The organism is Clostridium sp., from assembly GCF_051656525.1.
In the GTDB taxonomy this organism is placed as follows: Bacteria; Bacillota; Clostridia; order Clostridiales; family Clostridiaceae; genus Clostridium.
Map to the genome: position 1 here is coordinate 40,209 of NZ_JBOGCC010000232.1, position 14,445 is coordinate 54,653.

Annotated in this window: 14 protein-coding genes, 5 tRNA genes and 2 pseudogenes; 1 reads left to right on the top strand and 20 read right to left on the bottom strand. The window is 27.6% G+C overall.

All coding sequences use genetic code 11. The annotated features are described in order from the left end of the window. Positions 1-88 precede the first annotated feature (88 nt). Positions 89-1,672, top strand: a complete 1,584-nt coding sequence (locus tag ACRDDY_RS11520) for an outer membrane protein assembly factor BamB family protein (RefSeq protein WP_438565095.1) — start codon at positions 89-91, stop codon at positions 1,670-1,672. Positions 1,673-1,772: 100 nt separating this feature from the next. Here ACRDDY_RS11520 and ACRDDY_RS11525 read toward each other — a convergent pair whose 3' ends face one another. The 20 genes and pseudogenes from ACRDDY_RS11525 to ACRDDY_RS11620 all read right to left on the bottom strand — a co-directional run bounded on the left by ACRDDY_RS11525 (position 1,773) and on the right by ACRDDY_RS11620 (position 14,444). Further along, positions 1,773-1,925, bottom strand: a complete 153-nt coding sequence (locus ACRDDY_RS11525) for a zinc-ribbon domain-containing protein (protein WP_438565109.1) — start codon at positions 1,923-1,925, stop codon at positions 1,773-1,775. 166 nt (positions 1,926-2,091) lie between these two features. Then, entirely contained in the window at positions 2,092-2,424 is a 333-nt protein-coding gene (locus tag ACRDDY_RS11530) for a tryptophan synthase subunit alpha (protein ID WP_438565110.1), read from the bottom strand. 185 nt (positions 2,425-2,609) lie between these two features. Continuing rightward, positions 2,610-2,893, bottom strand: a pseudogene (locus ACRDDY_RS11535) (hypothetical protein). Further along, positions 2,799-3,095 carry a chorismate-binding protein gene (locus tag ACRDDY_RS11540; RefSeq protein WP_438565096.1) on the bottom strand — a complete coding sequence of 99 codons (297 nt, stop codon included), beginning with the start codon at positions 3,093-3,095 and terminating at the stop codon, positions 2,799-2,801. Before ACRDDY_RS11540 ends, ACRDDY_RS11535 begins: the two are co-directional and overlap by 95 nt. Positions 3,096-3,161: 66 nt before the next feature. After that, positions 3,162-3,242: pseudogene (locus ACRDDY_RS11545) on the bottom strand (hypothetical protein); the annotation flags it as partial. A gap of 10 nt (positions 3,243-3,252) precedes the next feature. Next, complete coding sequence (locus ACRDDY_RS11550; protein WP_438565097.1) at positions 3,253-3,468, bottom strand: hypothetical protein; 216 nt, start codon at positions 3,466-3,468, stop codon at positions 3,253-3,255. 226 nt (positions 3,469-3,694) lie between these two features. Then, positions 3,695-4,600: a DMT family transporter gene (locus ACRDDY_RS11555; RefSeq protein ID WP_438565098.1), complete on the bottom strand. Its 906-nt coding sequence runs from the start codon at positions 4,598-4,600 to the stop codon at positions 3,695-3,697. Between the two features lie 137 nt (positions 4,601-4,737). Next, positions 4,738-7,005 (bottom strand): ABC transporter permease, encoded by a 2,268-nt coding sequence (locus ACRDDY_RS11560; protein WP_438565099.1) that lies wholly within the window; start codon positions 7,003-7,005, stop codon positions 4,738-4,740. 12 nt (positions 7,006-7,017) lie between these two features. After that, the gene (locus ACRDDY_RS11565) at positions 7,018-7,683 is read right to left on the bottom strand and encodes an ABC transporter ATP-binding protein (RefSeq protein WP_438565100.1); all 666 of its coding nucleotides are present in this window, start codon (positions 7,681-7,683) and stop codon (positions 7,018-7,020) included. Positions 7,684-7,792: 109 nt separating this feature from the next. Next, positions 7,793-9,037 (bottom strand): sensor histidine kinase, encoded by a 1,245-nt coding sequence (locus ACRDDY_RS11570; RefSeq protein ID WP_438565101.1) that lies wholly within the window; start codon positions 9,035-9,037, stop codon positions 7,793-7,795. Further along, positions 9,034-9,723 (bottom strand): response regulator transcription factor, encoded by a 690-nt coding sequence (locus ACRDDY_RS11575; protein WP_438565102.1) that lies wholly within the window; start codon positions 9,721-9,723, stop codon positions 9,034-9,036. Before ACRDDY_RS11575 ends, ACRDDY_RS11570 begins: the two co-directional genes overlap by 4 nt. A gap of 11 nt (positions 9,724-9,734) precedes the next feature. Further along, a complete protein-coding gene (locus ACRDDY_RS11580) occupies positions 9,735-11,405 on the bottom strand; it encodes a MutS-related protein (RefSeq protein ID WP_438565103.1) in 1,671 nt (556 codons plus the stop codon). Between the two features lie 340 nt (positions 11,406-11,745). Beyond that, the gene (locus ACRDDY_RS11585; RefSeq protein WP_438565104.1) at positions 11,746-12,288 is read right to left on the bottom strand and encodes an NADH peroxidase; all 543 of its coding nucleotides are present in this window, start codon (positions 12,286-12,288) and stop codon (positions 11,746-11,748) included. 301 nt (positions 12,289-12,589) lie between these two features. Next, the gene (locus tag ACRDDY_RS11590; protein WP_438565105.1) at positions 12,590-13,132 is read right to left on the bottom strand and encodes an NADH peroxidase; all 543 of its coding nucleotides are present in this window, start codon (positions 13,130-13,132) and stop codon (positions 12,590-12,592) included. A 269-nt stretch (positions 13,133-13,401) separates the two neighbouring features. Further along, positions 13,402-13,812 (bottom strand): PH domain-containing protein, encoded by a 411-nt coding sequence (locus ACRDDY_RS11595; protein ID WP_438565106.1) that lies wholly within the window; start codon positions 13,810-13,812, stop codon positions 13,402-13,404. Between the two features lie 231 nt (positions 13,813-14,043). After that, positions 14,044-14,119, bottom strand: a tRNA-Lys gene (locus ACRDDY_RS11600). 7 nt (positions 14,120-14,126) lie between these two features. After that, positions 14,127-14,201 (bottom strand) — tRNA-Gln (locus tag ACRDDY_RS11605). 6 nt (positions 14,202-14,207) lie between these two features. Continuing rightward, positions 14,208-14,283: transfer RNA gene (locus tag ACRDDY_RS11610), tRNA-His, on the bottom strand. A 7-nt stretch (positions 14,284-14,290) separates the two neighbouring features. Further along, positions 14,291-14,367 (bottom strand) — tRNA-Arg (locus ACRDDY_RS11615). A 3-nt stretch (positions 14,368-14,370) separates the two neighbouring features. After that, positions 14,371-14,444, bottom strand: a tRNA-Gly gene (locus ACRDDY_RS11620). Position 14,445: the final 1 nt, after the last annotated feature.

Sequence of the window (14,445 nt, forward strand, 5' to 3'; positions counted from 1 at the left end):
AACTTAATTCATTTCCAATATATAATTTTACATTTTTTTCCTTATGTTTAGTTTATAATTTATCTGTATTAATTATTTAGGAGGATTTATGAAATTAAAATTCATTTTATTTATACTTATTTCTAATTTAAGCTTTGTTCTTACATCATGTAGCTCTACTACCCCAAAACCCTCTATAGAAACTTCAGATAAAGAGCCTGTGGAAGAATTAATAATAGAACCTATAATTAAACCTATATCTAAAATAGATACTAACTATCTATCTAAAGATAAATTATCATATTCTAATATAAATAACTTTAAGGATGTAGATGAAATTATATTTGATAATAATTACTCTGAAATTGATGGTATTCTAACTTTTCGTGGGAGTAATTATAGAACATCCCCATCTTTTGGCACAATTTCTGGTACAAATAATAAACTTACTAACTCTTGGACATTTAAAACTTCTAGCAGTTCCTGGGGAGGTGGTGCTGGTTGGACTGGACAACCTTCTTTAATACGGTGGCCTGAAGAATTAAAATCTAAAATGAATCTTTCATCTGATTTTAAAAATAAAAAAGATGCTGTTGAGGTTATTTATGCATCATTAGATGGTAATATTTACTTTCTTGACTTAGAAACTGGAAAAACTACCCGTCCTAAAATTCATATTGGAAATCCTATTAAAGGAAGTTTAAGTATTGATCCACGTGGATTACCACTCCTTTATGTTGGTGAAGGTATTAATGAAAATAACCCTCTTAGTTTCAATATTTATAGTTTACTAGATGGAAAAAAACTTTATGAAATTGCTGGTAATGATAAAGATGCTACGCGTGGATGGGGCGCTTTTGATTCATCTCCACTTATCGATAAAGAAACTGATACACTTTTTGCACCTGGTGAAAATGGTCTTATTTATAAATTAAAACTTAATTCAAAATATGACTCAAAAAAGAATACTATATCTATAAATCCTAAAGTTAGTAAATATAGATATAATCTTGGCTCAAAACCTGGCATAGAAAGTTCTATGGCTGCTTTTGCCAATTTAGGTTATATTGCTGATAACAACGGCTTCCTTCAATGTATTGATCTTAATAATATGAAACCTGTTTGGTATAAAAATCTTTCTGATGATACTGATGCTACTCTTACTATAGATATAGAAAATGATAATCCATTTATTTATGCTGGAAATGAAGTAGATATTCAAGGTGCCGTAGGCTATTGCAAAATTAAAAAACTTAATGGTTTAAACGGAGATATTTCTTGGGAAAAATCCTTTAAATGTGAATCACTTTTAGGACCTTCTCCTGTAAACGGTGGAATGCTTTCAACACCCGCTGTTTTAAATGATACTGTAGTTTTCTCTCTTTCTAGATATGGTGGATTTAATAGTGGCTTATTAGTAGCCTTAGATAAAAAAACTGGAGACATAGTTTGGGAGAAAAAACTTGATAATTATGCTTGGTCTTCACCAACAAATTTTAAAAATGAAAATGGTGATGAATTTATAGTTCAAGGAGATTCTGTTGGAAATTTATTTTTAATAGATGGTAAGACTGGAAAAACTTTAGATACACTTGCACTTGATGCTAATATTGAAGCTTCACCTGCTATCTTTAATGATACACTTGTTGTAGCTACAAGAAATGGAACTATTTATGGAATTAATATAAAATAAGACTTGATTCAGGTGGAGCTTCAACTCTATCTGAATTTCTAGTCGAATTTATCTGATAGATTTTAAAAAAAAGGAGGCTAAATCTTAGCCTCCTTTCATATTATCTGTTTCTTTGTTGCTTTCTAGCTCTTCTACAATCAGGACATCTTACTGGCTCATTTTCAAACCCTTTTTCTTTGTAGAACTCTTGCTCTCCCTCAGTGAAAACGAATTCTTTTCCGCAATCTTTACATACTATTGTTTTATCCATAATAAATTCCTCCTTATTTAAAGACTTGATTAAAATTTATAAATTCTCGAAAATAAGGAGAACGTTATAATTTACCACATCTTTAATTAAATATATTTCACTTTCACTTTAACAGATAGGATTTATTTTTTCAATACTTTTTCTCTAAATTTTCAGAAAGTTTCAAATTTTATAAAATATTTCTTATCTCTCTCATGAAAGCTTTAATATTATTATATCCACTATCCTCTTTTTTTATTCTTTTTACAATAGCACTTCCTATAATTACTCCATCTACTTTATCTCTAACATTTAATACAGTTTCTTTATTTGATATACCAAATCCTAGTAATCTTGGAAGTCTTGTTTTCTCTTTCACACTCTCTAAATATTCCTCTATTTCTAAATCCATATTTGTTCTTTCACCTGTTATTCCATTTACTGATACACAATAAATAAACCCACTGCTATTTTCAACAATTTTCTTTATTCTTTCTTCTGATGTTCTAGATACTAATGGAATATAACATTAAAATATGTCATAACTACTATAGGTATTTTCACACTCTTTCTACTTTCTTCTATCCTACCTATTACTTTTCTCCATATATTTATCTATAGTCTCCATATCCTTATCCCATCTTCCAGATAAATTAACTATTACAACACCCTCCTTATTTAAATTCCCTTTTAACTTCTCTAAATAAGCTAATCCTCTTCTAGCGTAATTCCACCAACTCCACTTTCTGATATAACAACCTTTCCTTTTGGTATTCTTTTTAAAAGTTTCTCTGTTGTTTTTAAATTAACCTTAAAAGTATCTAAATTCCTATTATTTCAACATCAGAATCAAGTGCACATTTAAGTTCTTCTTCATTATGAATTTCTACAATTACATCAAGTCCTATTCCCTTTGCTATATTGCAAAACTTTGAAAGCTTTTTTCCTAAAACTGCTCCTATTAACTGAAACAAGACTTTCTGGTGATGCACCTATAATTGAAAAATCCTTATATTTTATTAAAAACATATATGGAGAAGAATTTTCTTCTCCAAGTCTTCTATACAATTCAAAATCTTCATCTATATCTAAAATATTTTTTGATATTCTAATTTTTATATCTCTAAAACTTTCCCTTTGAGCTTTTAAAATTTCTTCATATCCACGCTTTTCTTCTTTACTTATATTAGTCACAAAACTTATTCTATGAGTAAAAGCATCATAACAAATGTACTCATCACAAAAAGAAAACCTATAATTCTCACTTTCTACAGTATCCTTATTTTTAAAGCATAATCTGTCCTCATATTTTTCAGTGATATCATAAGATAAATATCCTATAGCTCCTCCTTTAAAATGGAAATGATTTGTTTTTTTTAAATTCTTCCTCTAGCTCCTGTCTAAGTTTCTCTATTTCACTAAGTTCATTTCCAATTACTAAACATTTAGTTTTTTCTCCAATAAATAAATACCTTCCAAAATGCTCATTCCTACTTCCACTTTCAAAAATAAATTTATTTTTTCCATCTAATCCTTTATAAATATTTATAGGTGTTAAATTAACCATCTTTTAAAAACCTCTCCTTTTTGTTAAATTCTCTAAAATAATAAAAAAAGTCACTTCATCCCTAAAAATGGGATGAAGTGACTTCCTATGCCACCCATTTATGTAATTTAGATAAATAAAAAAACTTTATTCTAATTTAAAATAAAGTTTTTATTTTATATTCATTTACTTATTAAATGTTTCCTAAGAATAAAATAAATTTTGAGTAAAATTAAAGTTTATTTCTTTATGTACTACTAATTTTTAAATTTGTACTTTCTAAAACCTCTGGTTTCTCTCTTGCTAAAATTATTACTGCTGCAATAATTAATAGCATTCCTAGAATAGTATCAATTCCTATAGGTTCTCCAAAAAATATAAAACTTGCTATTATCCCTACAATAGGTTCAAAAGTTCCTAATATCGATGTATTAGATGGTCCGATATCTTTTATTGCCATCTGTAAAAATACTATTGCCAAAACAGTAGATATAATTGCAATTCCTATATATGAAACTCCAATATTCATATTAATCTTAAAAACAAGGTCTCCCCTTATCATTCCAAATATAAACATTATAATACCAGCAAATAGCGATGTATAAAAAGCTATAATTATACCACTTAAGTTTTTTATTTTATCACTTCCCATTGCAAAAACAGTAGCACCATATAACACTCCTGAAAGAAGCGCAAGTCCTACTCCTCTTATATCTACTCCTCCCTTTTCAGATGCAGATAAAAGAAATACACCCACTATTGAAATAACTAAAGCTATAGTTTTTCTTTTAGTAAACTTCTCTTTTGCAAATAAAAATCCAAATATACATACACATAATGGATAGATAAAATGAATCCCTGTAGCAAGTCCTACTCCTATATATTCATAGGAATCAAATAAAATTTCTGTTGTTAATGTATATCCTATTGCTCCCACTAAAATTAATAGAACAAATTGTTCCTTGCTTATTTTTAATGACTTACCACTGATCTTGATAATTACAAATAAAATTGTTGCTCCTAATAAAAATCTTGCAGCTAAAACCGTTGTTGGATTTGAACCTCCATCATATCCAATCTTTGCAAATATCCCCAAGAATCCAAAACAGACTGATGCAACAATTGCAAAAATTAATCCCATTGCACTTTTCACAAAAATCACTTCCTAACTCTAATCTCCACCTTTGTATTATAGACTCTTTATTCTTTTATTCAATGGATAATTTTTAAATTTTGTAACTAATCCTAAAAAATTCAGATAGAATTTAAACTCTATCTGAATTTTTTCATTTAATCTTCAATTTTTATTTGTTCCACAATTGAATCTTTAACTATTTTATTTACTCCTACTGTTGTGATTCCTTTTAATAAAAGAAGAATAGCCAATATACATGCTATAGTTTCTATAAATGGAAAACTATATACTGCAAAGGTTGCTCCCATAGCATTCATAAATATTTTTACTGATATAAATGCTAGAATATTTCCTAAGACTACTCCCACAATTAAAGAGATTCGCATTTTTAATATTCCTTCCCTTTGAACCAACTTTTTAATTTGAATATCTGTTACTCCAACTCCTCTTAGCATTCCAAATTCTCTTCTTCTAAAAAGAATTTCTGATAATGTTGAATTAATAAATCCCATTAAACCAATTATAGCCACTACTCCAATAATTGAATATCCTAAAAGCTCATAACTTCTTTTTTCTTCTTTCAACTGGATTAAGGTATCTTCAAAGTTTTCTACCTTATCTATATTTTTATATTTCCCTGTAATTTTTTCTATTTTTTCTGCTACCATCTTACTTTCTTTTTCACTTGTTTTCACTAAAATTTTTCCATAATCCTTTGTGTTTTCAAAAACTTTTGAATCATTATAAATATATATTCCTTCTGCATATACTCCTTTTACTACTGGCTCACTTAATATAGCCCCTACAGTAACTTCAGTTTCTTTCCCCTCCTTATCTTTTACTATTATCTTATCTCCTAATGCATACGGACTAGTATTATGACTCATATATACTAATGCTTCTCTTCCCTCTTTAAAGCTTTCTTTATTAATTTCTCCAAGTACTATTTTATCTTCTGCTTTTTTTAATATTTCATCTGTTATTCCTAAATATGCTTTTCTAGCTATACCTTCAGTTTTTTCACCTATAATCTTTAAAGGGACTACCTCATTTTCTATCTCATCTATCTTTTTAAGTATCTCTTCATCTATATACTCTCCATTTAAAATTCCTTCAAAACTTAAATTCACTTGTACATTTTCTATAAAAGTATCCTGAACCATCTTTTTAATACTCATACTTTTAAATATAGTTGCAGTAACTATAAATAATGTAATTGATAAAGTCATTGATATAATAGTTATTCTATTTATCTTTTTATTCTTTTTTATATTTCCTTTCGCAAGTTTATCTATAAAATCTTTTCCTTTTATTTCTTTCTTTAATTTACTTCCTTCTATTCCTGTAAACTTACTTGCTTCTATTGGTGATAATTTTGATATTTTAAATGCTGGTACTAATACTGAAATTAAGACAGTTATTAAAGAAACTAATATTACAAATATAAATACTATTGGATTTAATATAAACCTTAAATCTTCTTCAAATTTTATTCCAATCATTGTAGTTTTTGCACCAATCATCCCAAATATTGCTCCAAGTGGAATACCAATTACTGATAAAAATAATGCTTCATATAAAACTATTTTTCTAACTTGTTTTCCTGTTACACCTACTGTTAATAATAAGCCTACTGCTTTTACTCTCTCTACAAGCATTATATTAAAAATGTTATATATTATAAATATTCCTGAAATAACTACAAGTAATCCAATTAAAATATATGGTATTATTTCTGAGCCATTTATATCTTTAGATACCATTCCTTCATTTATAAAGATATCTTCTACATCTCCATTTATTAATAATCTTATATTTTCAAAATCCTCTTCATAAGTTTCTGCTTTTATAAGCTTTATTAACCCCTCTTTTTTTCCACCAAGCTCTTTTGCTAAATTTTCACTTACAAAAACTCTATAAAAATTATTATCACTTACTGTATATTTTTTATTTTCTACAATTCCAACTATTTTTAATTCTTTATCTAAAAAAGTTATAGTATCTCCAATTTTTTTATTAAATTCTTTTTCATATAAATTATCAATTACACATTCATTATTTTCTAGATTTATCTTTCCACTTTTTAATTCTAAATCATAATATCCTTGTGCAGTATTATCATAATAAGCATACTCTATATCACTTTCACTATTACTTTCCATATAAGCTAATATTCTAGTTCCAAGACTCTCTACATTATTGTGAGTCTTTATCTTTTCTATATCTTCTTCATTATCTATAATAGCAGCCCCATAAAACCCACCATCATATGCCTTTGAAAAATTTCTACTCATTAAATTATAACTATAAGCATAAATTCCTACTGCCATTAAAAACGCTGTTACTAAAACTATTGTTAAAATACTTATTATATTTTTCTTTTTTCTAGATCTTATATACCTAAGTGCAACCCATCTTTCCATATCCCATTCCTCCTATTCAAATATCTTTCCATCTTCAATTCTTAAACTTCTATCTCCTTGATGTGCAATTTCATCATTATGAGTTATTAGTACAATTGTTTGGTTATATTTTTTTGAACAAGATTTTAAAAGGCTCATAACCTCCTCTGTATTTTTACTATCTAAATTTCCTGTTGGCTCGTCTGCTAAAACTATTGATGGTCTTGTAACTAATGCCCTTGCAATAGCCACTCTTTGTTGTTGTCCTCCTGATAATTGATTTGGATATTTATCTTTCTTTATCCATATACCAAGAGATTCCATTATTTCTTTCACAAACTTTTCATCTGGATTTTTTCCATCTGCATTTATAGGTAACACTACATTTTCATATACAGTTAATACTGGAACTAAATTAAACCCTTGAAATATAAATCCTATATTTCTTCTTCTAAAAATGCTAAGCTCATCCTTTTTTAAAGTTTGAATATCACGTCCATCTATAATGATTTTTCCACTAGTTGCATAATCAAGTCCTCCTAATAAATGAAGTAATGTTGATTTCCCTGAACCTGATGTTCCTACAATAGTTACAAACTCTCCTCTTTCTATACTTACATTTATATTATTTACTGCAACTACCTTTGTTTCTCCCTCTCCATAACTCTTTACTAAATTAATTCCCTCTAATACCTTCATTCTTAAATTCTCCCCTACATTTTTTATTTTAAGCTTTCTATATTTTTATTCTAACCACTTAAAATAACATAAAAATAACAGCTAAAATAACAGTTTTGTTATTTTAGCCTTAATCTATTAAATGCTTATATAAAGTTACAATAAAAGTACTTCCCTCTCCTACCTTACTTTCCACCTTTATATTTCCATTATGATCTTCAATTATTTTTTTACTTAAATACAATCCAATTCCAGAACCTTCTTCATTTCTAACTTCTTCACTATAACTTCTATAAAATCTTTTAAATATTTTATCCCTATCTTCTACCCTTATACCAAAACCTCTATCCTTTATTATTATTCTAATTTTTGTTACTTCTATTTCTAAGAAAATGTCTATCTCTTTATCTTCTAAACTATACTTAATACTATTATCTAAAATATTAATAATAGCTTCACTAAACCACTTTCTATCATGCTTTAAGTTACCTTCATCAAACTTTAAAATATTTATAGTAATATTTTTTTCTAAGGCTTTTCCATAAACTGCATTTATACTATTTAAAAGTGTTTCACTTATACTGTTTTCTTTTTTATTTAAATTTATAGACTTAGATTCAAGTGTAGATAATTTTATAAGACCTGTAGTTATCCATTCCATTCTATCTATATTCTCACTATTTGCTCTTAAAAATTCATCTCTTTCAAAATCATCTACATATCCTTCTAATATAAGTTCATTATTCATTTTTATTCCTGCAACTGGAGTCTTTAATTGATGTGATAATTCACTTAGTAATTCTCTTATTCTATCTCTTTCTTCTTTTAATTTTTCTTTTGCTATATTCAATCTTAAAATTACTGTATTTATATTATGATAACAAAGACCTATATCTCCTTCTTCAATTTCACTAAGAGGCTCCATATTCTTTCCTTCAATAACCTTCTCTAAGGTTTTATTTATCATCTTTAATTTCCTTAAATCTCTATAAAACAAAATACATATAACAGAAAACAATATTACACTTACTAAAACCAAAACTCCTAAAGTCACATTTTTAATTTTAATAAAAGTTTTTCCTATCCACTTATTTTGAATATTCATCCCTTCAAAATAACCATACTTGTTTAAATACTCTAAACCTTTATAAACATTTTCTTTAGAAATTTCTTCATTCAATACATTTTTTATTACTTCATCAATATTGAAGCTACTACCTTCCATAGCTCCAATACAATTTGCATATTTTATAAGCTCCTCTGTTTGATATTCTTTAAGTTTATAATTAATAAAAATATATCCAAATAATACTACTCCTACTATACTAATAAAACTAATTAATATATACTTATCAAACCTCTTTTCTTTTTTCATAACTTATTACATCCAAAAGACCAAAGATAACCCAGTCCTCTAATATTTTTTATATATTCTGGATTTTTAGGATTACTCTCTATCTTTTCTCTAAGCCTTTTTATATTTACAGGAACTACATTTTTATCTACAAACTCTACTTCTTCACTCCAAACAGCATCTAATATTTGATCTCTACTTAAAACTCTTTTTCCATTTATCATTAAATATCTAAGAAGTAAAAATTCCTTTTTGCTTAAATAAACTTCCTCATCATTTTTCATAACCTTCATTAATGCCTCATCTATCGTAATCTCATTTGAAATAAACTTTCTAGATACCTCTTCCTTTTTACTTCTTCTTAAAATCGCATTTATTCTAGAAATTAAAACCTTAATACTAAAAGGCTTTGTCATATAATCATCTGCTCCCATATCAAGGCCATTACTAATATCTAAATCTGAATTTTGTGCTGTTAAAAAAATTACAGGAATATCAGATACACGTCTTAAATCCATACAAAATTCAAATCCACTCTTATCAGGTAAATTAACATCTAAAACAATTACATCAACCCTTTTAGAAATCAATACTTCCTCAGCATCTTTAATATAATTAACTCCACTTACTTCAAAGCCCTCTTTCCTTAAAGCAAAGCTTATCCCCTTATTTAAAGAAATATCATCCTCAACCAATAAAACTCTCATAAATTCCCCTTTTATATCTCTTGCCAACTACTATTTTTTATAAAATATTCAACATTGCTATTTGCCCTACTTACTATATCTTCTTCATACCCCATAAACTCTAATATTTTTATAGCATTCTTTGTCTTTGATGCTCCTTCTTTCAACTTATAATCAAATTTTATCTTATTATCTTCAATCTTTTCTTCAAAGCTATAATTTTCAAAACTATTCTTTAATATATAAGTTAATTCAATATCATGAGTTGCTCCAAAACAAATACAATTTTTCATATTTCCAAGCTTATTCAAAATTTCTGATGAAGCTGCTATTCTTTCCAGTGTATTTGTACCTCTTAAAACCTCATCAATAAAACATATAAAATTTTCGCTCTTAAATTCTAATATTCTCTTTATAGATTTTATCTCAGCCATATAATAACTATCATTTGACATAATACTATCACTTAAAGCCATAGAACTAAAAATCCTTAAAACTGGAATCTTAAATTCTCTTGCAAAGGCAAAATTAAAGCTTTGTGCTAAAACTACATTTAATCCTATACTCCTTAAAAAAGTACTTTTTCCTGATGCATTAGATCCTGTAATTAATACTCCATTATTTCCTTCAAAACTATTTTTTACAGGATTCTTTATTAATGGATTATAAATCTCCTTAAATTTTATTTTCTTTTCTTCAATAAATTCTGGTATACAATATTCACTTAAAGTTTCTGTAAAAGAAGCTACTCCAATTATTGCATCTAACTCACCTATAAAATCATAAATAAGTCTAATACCTTCACGCTCTCTTAAAATAACTTCTTCAATATCACCATAATTTACTACATTTTTCAATGTTAACATTGCGATATACTCAGAAATAATATCTGTATCATTTCCCATATTCACTTCTTTACTACCTATATTCTTCCTCTTTAAACAAATAGTTTTATCTATTGCCTTTTCAACGTCCTTATAATACTCATTTATCTCTTTTATATTCTTAGAGTAAATCTTTTTAGCATTTAATATCATATTGATTAAATACACATAATCTTGCATCCTATACTCTAACTTTTTCTCAACTCTCATATGAATAATAACATTTGCAGTTATATTTAAAACGATTAATAAAATAAATATTGGATTAAAAAAAGATAATACTATTAACGGAATAGGTAAATATCTTAATATTTTAAATAATTTAAAATTCATCTCATATGCTTTATTTTCTTTCATAAAATAATCAGAAAGCATTGCTGAATTTTTTCTTCCAAGACATCTAAGTTCTAAAGAAATATCTTCTCTTATCTTTTCATTCTCTTTAAAAAACTGAATTAAAAATTTCCTTTTCTCCAAACTCTTCTTATTAAATTCTAAGATTCTAAGGGATTTATATAAATACTCACTTCCAATGCTTGTATTAGTATTTCCCATAAGCTTAAATATTTCATCCATATTAAAATCATTCCATGTTATATTATCTAAATAAAATCCTTCATCTTTTGAATTTAAAAAATAGCTTTTTGTATTATCTCCATGATTAAGATAATCTTCTTCAATATGTTTTCTTTTTCCATAAAGATTTCTTATATTTTCTAAACACCGTTGCTTAAATTTATATTTTGCAAAACTTCCTCCAATCATTACTCCACCTAGAATAACAATTACATAAATAACATAAATAAAAATACCATCCATACATCCACCTCTTTTCTCAAATTATATCTCACACCCCATTTTTTGTAAATTGATTATATGTAAATAGAATTTAATTAATATTTAAATTCTTACCTTTAATACTCTATTAGTTAAAAATATCTAGCTAATTACTAAATAAATTTAGACATAAAAAAAAAGAACCTAAAGGGGTTAGGTTCTTTCTATATTTGGATGAATGTTTATAGTAATTTTTAAATGGACAATTTAATCACTTTCTAGATTTAACCTCTAGTTAAGACTAAATTTATAAAGTATAAATACTTTATACGGGTATTTTAAACATATCTCTATCGCCTTAAAATACCCAGTATTTTAACTTCTATGCAAAATATCTATCTAATAAACCTTTGAAAGCTCTTCCGTGTCTAGCTTCATCTTTACACATTTCATGAACTGTATCATGAATTGCATCTAAGTTTAATTGTTTAGCAAGTGTTGCTAAATCTTTCTTTCCTTGGCATGCACCAAACTCAGCATCAACTCTTGCTTGTAAATTAGCTTTAGTATCAGCCACTACAACTTCACCTAACATTTCTGCGAATTTAGCAGCATGCTCAGCTTCTTCAAATGCTATTCTAGTGTAAGCTTCTGCTACTTCTGGATGTCCTTCTCTGTCTGCTTGTCTAGCCATAGCTAAATACATTCCAACTTCAGTACACTCTCCCATAAAGTTAGCTCTTAATCCTTCAATTACTCTTTCGTCAACACCTTGTGCAACTCCAATTCTATGTTCATCAGCCCAAGCCATTTCTCCAGCTTGTTCTTTAAATTTATCAGCTCCAACACCACAAACTGGACATTTTTCTGGTGCAACTTCTCCCTCATAAATATAACCACATACTGTACAAATAAATTTCTTCATTTAAAATTCCTCCTCTTATTACAACACATATATTTTTTTATTTATATTTAATTTCCTAAAGCTTTCAAAACCTAAAAATTTAAATCTTAAAAGCCTTAACTTAATCTTTCGTTTTAATCTATACTTATTTTATAATAATTATTATTAATTGTAAATACCTTTTTAAAAATAATTTTTATTAATTAGATTTTGTTTTTCACCTTTAATTAAAAACTCCAATTTCACATTCTTAACTAAAAAAAAGTACCTATGAAATATTCCTACATTTCATAGATACTCTTCTATTAAACTTTGTTAAATTCTATGCAAAATATCTGTCTAAAAGACCTTTGAAAGCTCTTCCATGTCTAGCTTCATCTTTACACATTTCATGAACTGTATCATGAATTGCATCTAAGTTTAATTGTTTAGCTAATGTAGCTAAATCTTTTTTACCTTTACATGCACCAAATTCAGCATCAACTCTTGCTTGTAAGTTTGCTTTAGTATCAGCTACTAAAACTTCTCCTAACATTTCTGCAAATTTAGCAGCATGTTCTGCTTCTTCAAAAGCTATTCTTTTATAAGCTTCTGCTACTTCTGGATGTCCTTCTCTATCAGCTTGTCTTGACATAGCTAAATACATTCCAACTTCTGTACATTCTCCAGCAAAGTTTGCTCTTAATCCTTCGATTACTTTTTCATCAACACCTTGTGCTACTCCAACTTTATGTTCATCTGCCCAAACCATTTCTCCTGTTTGTTCTACAAACTTATCTCTTCCTGCTTTACATACTGGACATACTTCTGGTGCTTCCGCTCCTTCAAATACATATCCACATACAGTACACATAAATCTTTTCATTATAAATCCCTCATTTCTTTTTATTAATTACATCTTTATTTTAGCACTATTATCCATTTATTTTTCTTTTCATTGGTATAATTAACTATTTATTTACATAAATAAGACTTTCAAATACAAATAGAATAATTACATATTTTCTAAACATACAAAAAAAGATTCAAACCAATTAAAATAGAGATCTTAGATATAATATCTAAGATCTCATTTTTTATCTTCAAATTTAATTCTATTATTAATAATAAATTTATGCTATTTCTCAATAAAATCTATACACATAAGTAGTATTGTTTTATTTGGTTAATTATCTGTTTTGCTTCTTTTGATTGTGCTTTTGGAACTTTGAATGATATAGGTGCTGAATAAGGAATACCATTTGCTGTTACTATTGTATTTCCCTCTACACCTATTTTTATATCAACATCCAAATCGAAACTTCCTGCTGTTTCAAAGCTAACGCTTTTCACATTTTTTCTTGGAAAAAATTTAGTTTCAACCTTTTTTCCTGTTACTCCTTGTACATCAATCATATAAATTCCTAAATTAGTTAAAATAATTGAATCTCTTATAAATTGGTATGATGCTATAACTGATTCACTTGGTAATAAAAAATCATCTAATAGACTTAAATTTGCTCCCCCTGATGTTCCTTTCCCTGTAAGCTTGTCATAAAAACCCATACTATACCCCCATATATTCTATATTTACTTTAAATAAGGATACTCTATTTCCTTATCATCTATATTATATAGTATATAATACATTATACAAAGTTTTTTTATTCTTATTTTTTAAAGTTTTTTAATTTTTATTTCTATATTAATGATATTTTAATTTTTATACTAAATAGCATTTAAGTTATATTTTCTTATTTTTCTGAATAAAAAAAAGCTATACTACCGTATAGCTTTTGGTGGCTCACCGGGGAATCGAACCCCGGACACCATGATTAAAAGTCATGTGCTCTACCGACTGAGCTAGTGAACCATATTGTTGGCAGGGATAGCAGGATTTGAACCTACGAGTGCCACAGTCAAAGTGTGGTGCCTTACCGCTTGGCGATATCCCTAAACAATGGGGTGGACGATGGGACTCGAACCCACGACAACCAGAACCACAATCTGGCGCTCTACCAACTGAACTACGTCCACCAAAGTTTGGTGCGTCTTAAGAGATTCGAACTCCTGGCCCACGCCTTAGAAGGGCGTTGCTCTATCCAGCTGAGCTAAAGACGCATATGGAGCGGGTAGTGAGAATCGAACTCACCTTTCCAGCTTGGAAGGCTGGAGTATTACCGATATACGATACCCGCA

Coding starts and splice junctions, on each gene's coding strand:
- ACRDDY_RS11520 (WP_438565095.1), top strand. CDS start 89: ATGAAATTAAAATTCATTTTATTTATACTTATTTCTAATTTAAGCTTT.
- ACRDDY_RS11550 (WP_438565097.1), bottom strand. CDS start 3,468: ATGGTTAATTTAACACCTATAAATATTTATAAAGGATTAGATGGAAAA.
- ACRDDY_RS11560 (WP_438565099.1), bottom strand. CDS start 7,005: ATGGAAAGATGGGTTGCACTTAGGTATATAAGATCTAGAAAAAAGAAA.
- ACRDDY_RS11565 (WP_438565100.1), bottom strand. CDS start 7,683: ATGAAGGTATTAGAGGGAATTAATTTAGTAAAGAGTTATGGAGAGGGA.
- ACRDDY_RS11570 (WP_438565101.1), bottom strand. CDS start 9,037: ATGAAAAAAGAAAAGAGGTTTGATAAGTATATATTAATTAGTTTTATT.
- ACRDDY_RS11575 (WP_438565102.1), bottom strand. CDS start 9,723: ATGAGAGTTTTATTGGTTGAGGATGATATTTCTTTAAATAAGGGGATA.
- ACRDDY_RS11580 (WP_438565103.1), bottom strand. CDS start 11,405: ATGGATGGTATTTTTATTTATGTTATTTATGTAATTGTTATTCTAGGT.
- ACRDDY_RS11585 (WP_438565104.1), bottom strand. CDS start 12,288: ATGAAGAAATTTATTTGTACAGTATGTGGTTATATTTATGAGGGAGAA.
- ACRDDY_RS11590 (WP_438565105.1), bottom strand. CDS start 13,132: ATGAAAAGATTTATGTGTACTGTATGTGGATATGTATTTGAAGGAGCG.
- ACRDDY_RS11595 (WP_438565106.1), bottom strand. CDS start 13,812: ATGGGTTTTTATGACAAGCTTACAGGGAAAGGAACATCAGGGGGAGCA.